Origin of the sequence: Plantactinospora veratri, from assembly GCF_036421995.1 — a bacterium.
GTDB lineage: Bacteria > Actinomycetota > Actinomycetes > Mycobacteriales > Micromonosporaceae > Plantactinospora > Plantactinospora veratri.
Genome location: NZ_JAZGQL010000030.1, coordinates 24,349 through 36,611 on the forward strand (window position 1 = coordinate 24,349; position 12,263 = coordinate 36,611).

Sequence of the window (12,263 nt, forward strand, 5' to 3'; positions counted from 1 at the left end):
CTGCAATCCATACTGGACAGTAGACGTGCTCGTTCGATCGGCTTGTCTACTGTGGCGGATCGGAGGAAATGCCCCAGCTCGTCGCCGCTTTATTGATCATTGGCATCTTCACCTGGGCGGGTCGCCCCCTACACCGGGGCCCTTGACGGAGAGTTATACGCGGAACGACAACTACGGACCGCGAGAGGCGAGGATGAGCGAGGTTCTGGGGGGACTGTCGACCGGGAGCTCGGTGGCGGTGCTGGTGGGCCTGATCGGGGGGTTGGGGCTGTTGGCGCGGGGCTTCCTGCGGCACCGCAGCCGGGTGCAGGCGGAGCGGGAATGGTCGGCGCGGACCCGGGCCCGGACGATGGGCCTGATCCGGCTGGTCGGTCGCCACTCCGCCGACGTACGGATCGACGAGCGGGACCGCGACGGGCACCGGGTCGTGGAGCTGCGGGGTCTGCGTCGAACAGACGGGGGCGAGGCGGCATGAGGAGCGGGGACAACGCGGTGGTGCGAGCCGAGTCGGCCGCCCGGTTGGGGGACCGGGGCCAGGCCGAGTCCGAGGTGAGTTTCGAGGCGTTCTGCCAGCGGAACTTCGTGCTGGTCGAGCGCTTCCTGCTCGCACAGTGCGCGGACCGGGGGCTGGCCGAGGACGCCGTACAGGAGGCGTTCATCACCGCCCGGGACAAGTGGGAGCAGATCCGCGACTACGAGAAGCCGCTGGCCTGGATGTACAAGACCGCCCGGTACAAGCTGCTCGTGCTGCAACGGCGGCGCCGGCAGGACGTGACGGTCAGTCTGGAGGAGGTGCCGCCGGAGCGGCTCGCCGAACCGGCCGACCCGGCGGAGGCCCGGGAACTGTTGCGCGGCTGGCTGCCGAGGCTGCCACCCCGGCAGGCCGAGGTCTTCGTACTGGCCCTGGACGGCTGGTCCGACCACGAGATCGCGGCCATCCTCGGCATCGCCTACAACACGGTACGCACCTACCGGCAGGAGGCTCGGGCCCGGTTGAAGGAACTCGCCCAGCAGGCGGGCTTCGACACGCCCTCCGGGAGGGATCGGGGATGAACCTGGACGACATCCTGTCGTTGGCCTCGGCCCGGACGCTCAGCGAACTGGAACGGGCCCGGGCCCGCCGGGCGACCCGCCGGGTGCAGCAGGAATACCAGCGTGCCGTCTCCGAGGGCCGGGACCTGATCGGCGACATCGAGGTACGCGATCCGCTGACCGCCGACACCGACGAGGCGGCCCGGATCACCCGGGCGGCCCAGTTGGCCAAGCTCGGCACCGTGACCTGGGTCCGGCCCAGTGGAGAACTGACCTGGTCGGACGAGATGGCCCTGATCCTCGGCTATCCGCCCGGTACGCTGCGGCACTCGGTCGCGACGCTGACCCGGCTGGTCCATCCCGACGACGTCGACGGGGTACGCCGGGTGGTCGAGTCGGTGTGGCGGGACCGGACCGTCCGGGAGACGACCTGCCGGGTGATCCGCCCGGACCGGGTCACCCGGTACGTGCACTGCCACCTCGAATACGTCGTCGACGGGGAGAACCGGCCGTACGGCATCATCGCCACCGCCCGGGACATCACCGAACTCGAACTCGCCCGGCAGGAGCAGGCGCGACTGGCCCGCCGCCGCGAGACCGTGCAGGCGGAGCTGGCCGGCCGGGACCCGGTCACCGGGCTCTTCCACCGGGCGAGGTTCGCCGACGAGATCGACACCGCCCAGCGGGGCGGGCCGGGCGTGCTGCTGGTGGTGGCCGTCGAGCCGGTCGGCCCGGCCACCGGGATCGACGCCGGGTTCGACGCCGATCCGGAGGGTGAGTTCGGCGGCGGTGCGGACCAGCAGGAGCGGCTGGCGGTGGCGGTCGCCCAGGTCGTCCGCCGGGTCGCCCGGCGCACCGACGTCTGCGGGCTGACCGGTCCGTACGAGTTCGGGGTGCTGATGCAGCGCACCACGTTGAGTTCGGCCACCGCGCTCGCCGAGCAAATCATCGACGGCATCCGGTCGCAGTCCTACGTGCTCGGCCGGACCCGGCTGGTCGACGCCTGGGGCGGCCTGGTCCGCTACCAGGGGCGGGACGGCAGCCGCGGCGTCGACCTGATCGTGGACGCCGAGACGGCCTGGCGCCGGGCCCGGGCGACCGGCGTCGACCGGGTCGCCCTGGACCAGCCGGCCGCCGAGGACGAGCGCCGGGAGCGGTGCCGGAGCCGGGTGCGGGCCACGGTGGCGGAGAACCGGTTCACCCTCTACACCCAGCCGATCCTCGACCTGCGGCTCAACCAGATCACCCGGCAGGAGATCCTGCTCCGGGTGGTCAACGACGGCGGGCAGGCGCACTCGGCGTCGACCCTGCTCGGTGACGCGGAACGGCTGGACGAGATCCTGCCGATCGACCGGTGGGTGATCGACCGGACCATCGAACTCATCGCCCGGGGCTCGCGTACCTCGCACTACCAGGTGAACCTCTCCGGGCGATCGCTCGGCGACCCGCACCTGCTGGAACGGGTCCAGCAGCGGCTCCAGCAGTACGACGTCGATCCCGGGCAGCTCACCTTCGAAATCACCGAGACCGCGCGGATCGGCAACCTGACCGAGGCGCACAACTTCGCGTACGGGATCCGCCAGCTCGGCTGCCAGCTCGCGCTCGACGACTTCGGGTCCGGGCACGTGCCGTTCGCCTTCCTCACCTACTTCCCGGTGGACCTGGTGAAGGTCGGCGGCGAGTTCATCGCCGACATAACGCACTCGGTGGCGAACCGGGGCATCGTGCGGTCGATCGTCGAGATGTGCCGCGGGTTGGGCATCCGGACCGCGGCCGAGCACGTGGAGGACGAGGCCACCATGGATCTGCTCCGCGACTACGGGGTGGACTTCGCCCAGGGGTACCTGGTCGGCAAGCCCAAGCCGGTGACCAGCCCGGCGCGTACGCCGTCGGCGCCGGCCGAACCCGAGGCGGACCCGGAGCGGGAGTTGCGGGCCGCCACCGGATAGCCGCATCGGCGGTCCATGCAAAGTCCCGCCTGCGGCGGTCGTCATTAAGGGGTGTGGAAGCCCGAGCAAGGTCATTACCAGCGGTCGACAGGCCGGCCGCGACAGCCGGCCTGCGGTCGGCCGCGACAGCCGGCCTGCGGTCGGCCGCGACAGCCGGCCTGCTGGTGGTCGTGCTGGCGGTCACCGGCCTGACCGCCGGCTGCGCCGCCGATCCGGCACCCCGCTCGTCGGTAGGCCAGGGTGCCCGGCTGACCGCGAGCGGTCCGGCCCACCGCCCGGCAGCGCTCGACCTGGCCCTGCTCCAGCCGAGCGGACTCGGCACGGGATGGCGGCAGAGCCCGCATCCGCCGGAGCCGCCGCCGTGGCCGTGGCTCCAGGCCGACTGCCCGGCGTACCGGGCGGAGGACTATCCGGCGCAGCGGCATCGCAGCGACGCGGTGCAGCGCCGGTACCGGCACGTGCCGACCGAGCTGGTCGCGACGCAGGTGGTCGAGGCGTACGAGCCGGGCTGGGCGGTACGGGCCCTCGACGACGTACGCCGGGTGGTGCAGACCTGCTCCCGGTACGACGCCTACGGCGCCAGCATCTCGTTCACGCTCCTCGACACCGGCCTGCCGCCCGCCGACGCCCTGGTGGTGCGGGGGCGGATCGAGTCACCGGGCGCACCTGCCCGGTCCACGCTGCTGGTGGCGGTACGCCACGGCGATCGGCTCTCGACGCTGAACGTTCCGGGGCCGGTGGACCGGGACACCGGGTACGCGGTGGCGGAGAAGTTGGCGGGCCTCCTTGACTAGCCGGCGCGGGCCGGGGCGCCGGGAGTTGCTCGCGGCCACCGCCGCCGCACTGCTCGGCGCGGGTGCGGCCGGCACCGGGCTGGCGTACCGGTGGGCGGGTTCGGCCGATGCCGGCCCGGCGCCGGGAGCGACGGCCAGCCCGGCCCGGCCGACGCCCAGCCCGACCCCGGACCACCCGGCGCTGGCGCGTACCCGGATCGAGCGCTACCTGCGCGGAGTCGGCGGCCGGGTCACGCTCGCGGTGCGGGACCGGAGCAGCGACCTGGCGGTCGTCGCCGGCACCCGGCGTTACCAGACCGCCAGCATCGTCAAGGTCGACATCCTGGCCGCGTTACTGCTGCGCCGCCAGGACCAGGGGCGCAAGCTCAGCGCGAACGAACGGCGACTGGCCCGCTCGATGATCGTGGTCAGCGACAACGCCGCGGCGAGCAGCCTCTACGCCACGATCGGCTACCGATCCGGACTGACCGCCGCGAACCGGACTCTCGGACTGCGCCAGACGACGCCCAACTCGAGTTGGGGGATGACCACCACCACGGCGGCCGACCAGCTCCGACTGCTGACCGCGGTCACCGATCCGGCCGGTCCGCTCGGCGACGGCAGCCGCGACTTCCTGTTCGGGCTGATGGGTGAGGTCGACGAGGAGCAGGACTGGGGGATCACCGCCGCCGCCGGTCGGGCCGGCACCGCCAGCTACGTCAAGAACGGTTGGACCACGGTCGACGCCGACAACGGGCTGTGGCTGGCGAACAGCATCGGCCGGATCGTCGAGCCGGGCCGGGACTGGCTGATCGCCGTACTCTCCGACCACCACTCGACCCGGCAGAAGGGGATCGCGGCGGTGGAGAAGGCTGCGAAGTACGCGCTGACCGAGCTGCGCGCGATCCCGCCGACCGGCGCGTCGGCACACTGAGCCCCCGCGACGCCCGTCCTCCGCTGCGGGCTGTGCGGTGCCGTTAACCGATCCGGTTGCCGTTGCGCAGGATGATGGTGAACCTGCCGCCGAAGGACTGCTTGCCCAGTCCGTTCGCCTGTCCCGGTGCGGTGTCACCGGAGTAGTAGTACAGCGGCCAGGAGGAGTACGTCGCCTGCCAGGTGCCGTTGCCGAGTCCCTGCCGGCCGGCCCGCTCCGAGGGGTCGTCGGGGAACGTGGGCTCGTCCACGGTCAGCAGCGGTGGCCACTCCTCCGCGCAGGCCTCCAGGCAGGTGACGTTGCCGTGGCGGTCACCGCTGAAGGTGTAGAGCGTCCGGCCGTCCGCGTCGACCAGCGCCTCCGGATACTTCGGCAGGCCGAACTTCAGCGCCGCCGCTTTCCCTCCCGGTGTGGTGGCGGCCGCCGAGGTCGGCGCCGAGGTCGTCGGGGCCGCCGAGGTGGTTGCGGGTGCGGGGGCGTCGTCGGCGTCACCGCCGGAGCATCCGGTCGCCAGGAGAAGTACGCCGACCATGGCCAGCACTGCCGGCCGGAGCCGGATTCCAGACCGCTGCGTCATACCGCCCTCACCACCATCGTTCGTCGGGACCGGTATCCGCACCGGTATCACACGATACCAATGTGGACGGCCGGGTCGTCGCCGTCAGGCCGGGTCGGCTCGTCGGTTCGACCGGAGGTTGCCGACGCCCACGTCGAACGCGGCCTCCAGGTGCGTGATCCGGCCGGTCGCGAGCATCACCACGACACCGCCCTGCCGCCGACGTGGCCGGAGTCGGTGGGTGCACAAGCGGGACAGCTCGACAGTCTCGCCAACACGCGACCATTTCTCCGGCGGTCCGTCCGCCCAGCGCCTGGTCCGGCGGCGGGCGTGCCGCCGGGATGGTGGCATGCGCATATTTGGTGCTACCGGCGGGTAACAAAACCGAGTAGCGTTGGCGGTGTATTCGGCCGCAGCACGCCAGGGGGTTGCCCGCTCCGCAGTGTGGAGTGATGGGCGCGGTTACCCCTCAGTGCCGTACTCGATCGAGGGGGTTGCCGTGACCACGACAGAGCAGAACAGGCCGGCGGCGAGCGGGTCGGACGGAGCCGGGCCGCTGCCGAAGGAGGCCGGGCAGGTCTCCGAGCGGGAGGCGCGGCAGGTCGCCGAGGCCGCCCGGGAGACCGAGTGGGGCAGGCCGAGCTTTGGCAAGGAACTCTTCCTCGGCCGGCTCCGGCTGGACCTGATCGACCCGTGGCCGCAGCCCGACCCCGAGCGCGCCGCAGAGGCGAAGGAGTTCCTCGACAAGCTCGGCGGCTACGTCCGGTCCGAGGTGGACGGGGCGGCGATCGAGCGGGACGCCCGGATCCCCGACGAGGTGTTCGCCGGGCTCGCCCGGCTCGGCAGCTTCGGGATGAAGATCGACAAGAAGTACGGCGGCCTCGGCCTGAGCAACCTGCACTACTGCCAGGCACTGACCCTGGCCGGCTCGGTCAGCCCGGCGATCGGCGCGCTGCTCTCGGCGCACCAGTCGATCGGGGTGCCGCAGCCGCTGAAGATGTTCGGCACCGACGAGCAGAAACAGCGCTTCCTGCCCCGGCTGGCCGCCGGCGAGGTGTCGGCGTTCCTGCTGACCGAGCCGGACGTCGGCTCCGACCCGGCCCGGCTGGCCACCACCGCCGAGCCGACCGCCGACGGCACCGGCTACCGACTCAACGGGGTCAAACTGTGGGCCACCAACGGCACCGTGGCCTCCCTGCTGGTGGTGATGGCCCGGGTGCCGAAGTCGGAGGGGCGGCGCGGCGGGATCACCGCGTTCGTCGTCGAGGCGGACTCACCCGGGATCACCGTCGAACGGCGCAACGCCTTCCTCGGGCTGCGCGGGCTGGAGAACAGCCTGACCCGCTTCTCCGACGTCCTCGTACCCGCCGAGAACGTCATCGGCGGCGAGGGACGCGGCCTGAAGATCGCGCTGACCACCCTGAACACCGGTCGGCTCTCGCTGCCGGCGATGTGTGTCGGCGCCGGCAAGTGGTCGCTGAACGTGGCCCGGGAGTGGGCCGCCGAGCGGGTCCAGTGGGGACGGCCGGTCGGCGGGCACGAGGCGGTCGCCAGCAAGCTCGCCTTCATCGCCGCCACCACCTACGGCATGGAGACGATGCTCGACCTCTGCTGCCTGCTCGCCGACGACGAGACCAACGACATCCGGATCGAGGCCGCGCTGGTCAAGCTCTACGCCAGCGAGATGGCCTGGAAGATCGCGGACGAGCTGGTGCAGATCCGGGGCGGGCGCGGCTACGAGACCGCCGATTCGCTGACCGCCCGGGGCGAGCGGCCGGCCGCCGTCGAGCAGATCCTCCGCGACCTTCGGATCAACCGGATCTTCGAGGGATCGACCGAGATCATGCACCTGCTGATCGCCCGGGAGGCGGTCGACGCGCACCTCTCGGTGGCCGGCGACATCATCGACCCCGACGCCGAACTCGGCCGGAAGGTCCGGGCCGGGGCCAGGGCGGGAGCGTTCTACGCCAGGTGGCTGCCGAGCCTCGCGGTCGGTCGCGGGCAGAATCCCGGCGGGTACGCCGAGTACGGCCACCTCGCCGGTCACCTGCGCCACGTCGAGCGGTCGTCCCGCAAACTGGCCCGGTCGACGTTCCTGGGAATGTCCCGCTGGCAGGGGAAACTGGAGCACAAGCAGGGCTTCCTCGGCCGGATCGTGGACATCGGCGCCGAACTCTTCGCGATGTCGGCGGTCTGCGTACGGGCGAACGCCGAGCGGGAGACCCGCCCGGAGGGCGTGGAGCTGGCCGACCTCTTCTGCCGGCAGGCCAGGGTACGGATCGCCGCGCTGTTCCGGGCACTGTGGGAGAACACCGACTCGGTCGACACGGCGGCGGCGAAGCGGATCCTCGCCGGCCGGTACGCCTTCCTGGAAGAGGGTGTGATCACTCCGCCCGCCGACCTGCCCTGGGTCGCCCCCTGGCAGCCCGGCCCGTCGACCGCCGAGGACGTACGCCGGCACATCCCGCCAGCGACCGGGAAGTGAGGCTGGGTGGGTGACCCGACCGACCGGGTCACCCACCGCAGCTCCGCCCGGTGGCCAGCACGATCGCGGCGGTCAGTCCGGGAATCTGATGGTGACTGTTGCGCTGCTTCGTTTGCCCTCTTCGACGAGTTGGTAGGTGAACCTGTCGGTGCGGCCGTGGGTGGGGTTCGGCCGGTAGACCACCCGTCGGTCGGAGAGCACCTGGACGGTGCCGTAGCGGGGTGGGACGGTGATGATGATTTCGGCGTAGCGGCTGGCGAAGTCGTTGGCGAGGATGTCGATGGCCAGCGGCTTGACGGTGGTGAGGGTGATCTGGTCGGTGTTGGCTTCGGGCGCTCTGGTGAGGGTGAAGTCGCCGCTGCCGGTGTTGATGAAGTAGCTGACCTCGCCGGTGGTCTGGTTGACGGTGCGGACGTCCGGGAAGCGGTCGCCGTTGGCGTTGGCGAGCCGGGCGGTCCAGGTGGTTCGGCCGGTCGGGTCGAACTCGAGGTGGCGGGTGGTGCCGTCCTGGCGGATCTCCACCACGCCGTTGCTGTTGTCGGCGCAGCCCCTGGTGTAGGCGAGTAGGACGCTGTCGATGCCGTCGCTGTTCCAGTCGGCGATCTGCACGGTGGGGGTGTCGACGGAGCAGAAGGCAACCGGGCCGGGAGACACGATGTTGCCCTCGACGGTGTAGCTCAGCAGTCCGCCGGGGCCGACGGCATAGGGGCTGTACCGGCCGCCGGGGCTGAACATGGCCTTGCCGGAGTAGGTGGGGCGGGCGATCGTGGAGGTGTACCGGGCCGAGGGGGTGAAGAAGGGGGGCTGGAGGACCAGGCGGTTGAAGTCGACGGTGGCGGGGGCACCCTGGGACCAGGCCACCCACAGTTCGTCGGCGGGGTCGTCGTCCACGTTGGCCGCTACCCCGATGTCCGGGCAGTTGGGTGTGCTGCTGCCACCGAGGGTCAGGTAGGTGTAGGCGACCGGGGGCGTGTAGACGCCGGGTGCCGCGCCGTAGGTGACGATGGTGGAGCAGAGGTTCGGCAGGACCGCGCCGAGTACGGCCTCGTCCTGGAGGCCGTCGGCGTTGAAGTCGCCGAACAGTGCTTCCCCACGGGCGCCGGCCTTCGCTGTGGACGGCACGGCTGCGACGCTGGCAACGGTGATCAATACGATCAGCGTTGCGATCCGGTTGTTCCGCATGATGCTCTCCCGCTGCACGCTTCGCGTAGAGTTTCCGATTCACTCCTTCTGTGAAACTAGACCCACTTCAGTAGAGGTGTATATCACTGTTTGTGATCTGACAGTGACTGTGAGGTTGCCTGTCGGCGTCGCCGGACCGCGGCGTCAGTACAGCCAGGACTCCTGCGGCGCGGTGAGCGGAGCGAGGGCCTCCCACAACTCCTCGGGGATCTCCCAGCGGGCGAGTTCGGCGGTCTCCGGGATCCGCTCCGGCCGGGACACCCCGACGATGGTGGAGGTGATCCGGGAGTCGCGCAGCGAGAACTGGAGCGCCGCCGCCGCGAGCGGTACGCCGTGCGCCGCGCACGCCGCCTCCATCGCCCGGATCCGGTCCAGCATCGCGTCGTCGGCCTGCCGGTAGGCGTACTTGGTGAACCGGGCGGGACCCTTGGCCAGGATGCCGCTGGCGAAGGGGGCGGCGTTCACCACGCCGACGCCGAGCGAGACCGCCTCGTCGATCAGGTCACCGGCCGAGCGGTCCACCAGGGTCCACCGGTTGTGCGTGATCAACGCCGCGAAGTGCCCGGTACGCAGATATCTCGCCATCAGCTCCACCGGGCCGCCGGCCACCCCGAGATGCTCGATCACGCCCTCGCGCTGTAGTTCGAGCAGTGCCTCGACCGGGCCGCCCGGCGCCATGCCGGCCTCGAAACTGATGTGCTCGGGGTCGTGCAGATAGACCAGCGGCAGCCGGTCCAGGCCGAGTCGCTCCAGGCTCCCCTCGGCGGAGCGGCGCATCTGCGCACCGGAGAAGTCACCGGTCCGCATGTCCCGGTCCACCTTGGTGGCCAGCACGAAGCCCTCCGGCACGCCGCCGACCCGGCGCAGCGCGGCGCCGACCCGCCGCTCACTCTCCCCGTCGCTGTAGCCGGCGGCGGTGTCGAGGAAGTTGAACGGGCCGGTCAGCGCGGCGAGCGCGGTCTCGGTGCCGCGTTCGGCGCTGACGTCGTACCCGAAAAGGCCCGGCATGCTGCCCAGCGGCCCGCCGCCGACGCAGACCGGGGTGACGTGCAGCCCGGTGGCGCCGAGCGGGCGGCGGGGAAAGGGTCCGGGCGCCTGCTGTTCTCCGTGCACGGCCGCACCCTACTGTGACCTGGGTGACTGCCGGTCATGGGGCGTCGGGGTGTCTCGTCTCTATCGGTGAACCCGACGAGCGGAGATGTCATGTCCCCGGAGCTGTACGCCGAGCTGCGGCCGCGGGCGTTCGCCATCGCCTACCAGATGCTCGGCAGCGTGAGCGAGGCCGAGGACGTGGTGCAGGAAGCATTCCTGCGGATGCACCAGACCCTGCGCCGGGGTGAGTCGATCGCCTCGCCCCGGGCGTACCTCGCCACCCTGGTCACCCGGCTCGCCATCGACCAGCTGCGTTCGGCACGGATGCGCCGGGAGAGGTACGTCGGCGAGTGGCTGCCGGAGCCGCTGGTCACCGACCCGTCACCGGCCGAGCACGCGGAGACCGCCGACTCGCTGTCGCTGGCGTTCCTGGTGCTGCTGGAGAGCCTGACGCCGCAGCAGCGGGCCGCGTTCCTGCTGCGTGAGGTGTTCGACTATCCGTACCCGGAGGTCGCCGAGATCGTCGGCACCGATGTGGACAGTGCCCGGCACCTGGTCGCGCGGGCCCGCAACCACCTCCGGGAGCGCCGGCCTCGCTATCACGCCTCCCGACGGCAGCGGGCGGAGTTGGCCGAGCGCTTCTTCGCCGCGGCCGGCCAGGGCGACCTGCGGGCGCTGGAGGAGTTGCTGGCACAGGACGTGGCACTGCACGGTGACGGCGGCGGCAAGGCGCCCGCGCTGGGGCGACCGCTCAACGGCCGGGAACGGGTGGCCCGGGCCCTGCTGGCCGGGATGTCCGCGCTGCCGCGCCTCGGCGTGCGCCTCCAGGTCGCCGAGGTCAACGGCCAGCCCGGCGCGATGGCGTTCGACTCGCAGGACCGGCTGGTCGGGGTCATCGGGCTCGGCATCGCCGAGGGTCAGGTCCAGACGATCCACTCCGTCGTCAATCCCGACAAGCTGCGGCACTTCGGCCCGGTCGGCGACCTGGCCGCCCTGGTCCGCGCCGGCCGCCAGCCGCGCCGACCGCCGGCCGACAGCTGACACCTGACCCCCACGGAGGTGTCCGGGCTACTCGCGAACGGGCAAAATGCCCACGTTTGAAAGGAAATTCTGATGAACCTAGCGCTGTGGATCGTTACCGGAGTACTGGCCGCCGTCCTCCTGGTCAGTACCTCCAAGATGTTCGTACCCAGGGAGAAGATCGCCGCCGTGGGTGGCCACGCCGCCCAGTGGGTCCTCGACTTCAGCCCCGGCGCACTCCGGGCGATCGGAGCCGTCGAGATCCTGGCCGTCGCCGGCCTGATCCTGCCCGCCGTACTCGACGTCGCACCGGTTCTGGTACCGGTCACCGCCACCTGCGTGGCGCTGCTGTTCGCCACGGCGACGGCGATGCGCCTCCGTCGCGGCGAGCGGGCGACGATCATTCCCGACCTGGTCTATCTCGGCATGGCCGTCTTCGTGGCCTGGGGCCGCTTCGGCCCCGAGTCCTTCACCGGCTGAGCCGGCGGCCCGGCTGTCCTTCCGGCAGCCTTGCTCAGGTGATCCTCGAAGGTGGCGGTGGGCGGCGTCAGCGGCGTACCGGAGCGGCCCGCAGGCCGAGCGCGCGCAGCTCCAGCGCGGCCAACGCGTCCACCGCCTCGGCGTCACCCCGACGCCAGGCCTGCGCCACGTCCGGGTCGATCCGGGTCAGCCGCCGGATCGGCTGGTTCGCCAGCGCCCGCAACGCCAACAGGTCCCGCCCGGCCGGCGCCGAGCGCAACGCCCGGGCCGCACCGGCCCGCCGCATCCACCGCACCCGCAGCGGCAGCCACCCCAACAGCACCACCCCGAGCGGAAACACCAGCAGGGCCAGCGCGAGCGCCAACGCCAGCTCGCCGACCAGCTCCTGCTGCTCCCGCCCGGCGTCCGCCATCGCCCGCGCCGCCCCGGCGGCCTTCTCGAACGGCGAGGTCAGCTCGTCACCCACCACGGGCACCCGGCCGACCTTGCCGCCCGCGTCGGCCAGGTTGTCGGCCAGTCCACCGCCGGCCCCCTCCAGCTTCTGTCCGGGTACGGCGAGCTTCTGCACCAGGTCGTGCAGCCACATGGCGGCCCGGATCCACAGATAGATCCAGGCGACGACGAGCAGGTCGGTGAGGAGTTGGCGGGCGGCGTTCGGGAAGCGATCGGCGTAGATCCTCATGCCGGTCAGCGTGCCACGGGCCGGACTGTGTCGCCGACCGGCTCCGGGCAGGCCAGGCGGGCCGGCTGGTGTCGCGCG

12 protein-coding genes are annotated in these 12,263 nt (G+C 71.6%); 8 read left to right on the plus strand and 4 right to left on the minus strand.

Going from position 1 to position 12,263, the window contains the following annotated elements; translation table 11 throughout:
- The first annotated feature begins 193 nt into the window (after positions 1-193).
- The 5 genes from V1634_RS29385 (at position 194) to V1634_RS29405 (ending at position 4,688) form a co-directional block, all read left to right on the plus strand.
- Positions 194-475, plus strand: coding sequence for a hypothetical protein (locus tag V1634_RS29385; RefSeq protein ID WP_331210977.1), 282 nt, complete (start codon positions 194-196; stop codon positions 473-475).
- On the plus strand, positions 472-1,053 hold the full coding sequence (locus V1634_RS29390) for an RNA polymerase sigma factor (RefSeq protein ID WP_331210978.1): 582 nt from the start codon (positions 472-474) through the stop codon (positions 1,051-1,053). The genes V1634_RS29385 and V1634_RS29390 overlap by 4 nt, the downstream gene beginning before the upstream one ends.
- Entirely contained in the window at positions 1,050-2,981 is a 1,932-nt protein-coding gene (locus V1634_RS29395; RefSeq protein WP_331210979.1) for an EAL domain-containing protein, read from the plus strand. The genes V1634_RS29390 and V1634_RS29395 overlap by 4 nt, the downstream gene beginning before the upstream one ends.
- Positions 2,982-3,145: 164 nt before the next feature.
- Complete coding sequence (locus V1634_RS29400) at positions 3,146-3,775, plus strand: hypothetical protein (RefSeq protein WP_331210980.1); 630 nt, start codon at positions 3,146-3,148, stop codon at positions 3,773-3,775.
- A complete protein-coding gene (locus V1634_RS29405; protein WP_331210981.1) occupies positions 3,768-4,688 on the plus strand; it encodes a serine hydrolase in 921 nt (306 codons plus the stop codon). Before V1634_RS29400 ends, V1634_RS29405 begins: the two co-directional genes overlap by 8 nt.
- Positions 4,689-4,731: 43 nt before the next feature.
- Here the strand turns inward: V1634_RS29405 and V1634_RS29410 are convergent, their stop codons facing one another.
- On the minus strand, positions 4,732-5,265 hold the full coding sequence (locus V1634_RS29410; protein WP_331210982.1) for a COG4315 family predicted lipoprotein: 534 nt from the start codon (positions 5,263-5,265) through the stop codon (positions 4,732-4,734).
- Between the two features lie 478 nt (positions 5,266-5,743).
- Between V1634_RS29410 and V1634_RS29415 the strand changes: the two genes are divergently transcribed.
- Positions 5,744-7,729 carry an acyl-CoA dehydrogenase family protein gene (locus tag V1634_RS29415; RefSeq protein WP_331210983.1) on the plus strand — a complete coding sequence of 662 codons (1,986 nt, stop codon included), beginning with the start codon at positions 5,744-5,746 and terminating at the stop codon, positions 7,727-7,729.
- Positions 7,730-7,801: 72 nt separating this feature from the next.
- Here V1634_RS29415 and V1634_RS29420 read toward each other — a convergent pair whose 3' ends face one another.
- On the minus strand, positions 7,802-8,851 hold the full coding sequence (locus V1634_RS29420; protein ID WP_331210984.1) for an Ig-like domain-containing protein: 1,050 nt from the start codon (positions 8,849-8,851) through the stop codon (positions 7,802-7,804).
- Positions 8,852-9,055: 204 nt separating this feature from the next.
- Positions 9,056-10,024 carry an aldo/keto reductase gene (locus V1634_RS29425; RefSeq protein ID WP_331210985.1) on the minus strand — a complete coding sequence of 323 codons (969 nt, stop codon included), beginning with the start codon at positions 10,022-10,024 and terminating at the stop codon, positions 9,056-9,058.
- A 90-nt stretch (positions 10,025-10,114) separates the two neighbouring features.
- Between V1634_RS29425 and V1634_RS29430 the strand changes: the two genes are divergently transcribed.
- Positions 10,115-11,044 carry an RNA polymerase sigma-70 factor gene (locus tag V1634_RS29430; RefSeq protein WP_331210986.1) on the plus strand — a complete coding sequence of 310 codons (930 nt, stop codon included), beginning with the start codon at positions 10,115-10,117 and terminating at the stop codon, positions 11,042-11,044.
- Between the two features lie 72 nt (positions 11,045-11,116).
- Entirely contained in the window at positions 11,117-11,503 is a 387-nt protein-coding gene (locus V1634_RS29435) for a DoxX family protein (protein ID WP_331210987.1), read from the plus strand.
- Positions 11,504-11,570: 67 nt separating this feature from the next.
- Here V1634_RS29435 and V1634_RS29440 read toward each other — a convergent pair whose 3' ends face one another.
- Positions 11,571-12,185 (minus strand): hypothetical protein, encoded by a 615-nt coding sequence (locus V1634_RS29440; RefSeq protein WP_331210988.1) that lies wholly within the window; start codon positions 12,183-12,185, stop codon positions 11,571-11,573.
- Positions 12,186-12,263: the final 78 nt, after the last annotated feature.

Coding starts and splice junctions, on each gene's coding strand:
- V1634_RS29435 (WP_331210987.1), top strand. CDS start 11,117: ATGAACCTAGCGCTGTGGATCGTTACCGGAGTACTGGCCGCCGTCCTC.
- V1634_RS29410 (WP_331210982.1), bottom strand. CDS start 5,265: ATGACGCAGCGGTCTGGAATCCGGCTCCGGCCGGCAGTGCTGGCCATG.
- V1634_RS29430 (WP_331210986.1), top strand. CDS start 10,115: ATGTCCCCGGAGCTGTACGCCGAGCTGCGGCCGCGGGCGTTCGCCATC.
- V1634_RS29395 (WP_331210979.1), top strand. CDS start 1,050: ATGAACCTGGACGACATCCTGTCGTTGGCCTCGGCCCGGACGCTCAGC.
- V1634_RS29385 (WP_331210977.1), top strand. CDS start 194: ATGAGCGAGGTTCTGGGGGGACTGTCGACCGGGAGCTCGGTGGCGGTG.
- V1634_RS29440 (WP_331210988.1), bottom strand. CDS start 12,185: ATGAGGATCTACGCCGATCGCTTCCCGAACGCCGCCCGCCAACTCCTC.
- V1634_RS29390 (WP_331210978.1), top strand. CDS start 472: ATGAGGAGCGGGGACAACGCGGTGGTGCGAGCCGAGTCGGCCGCCCGG.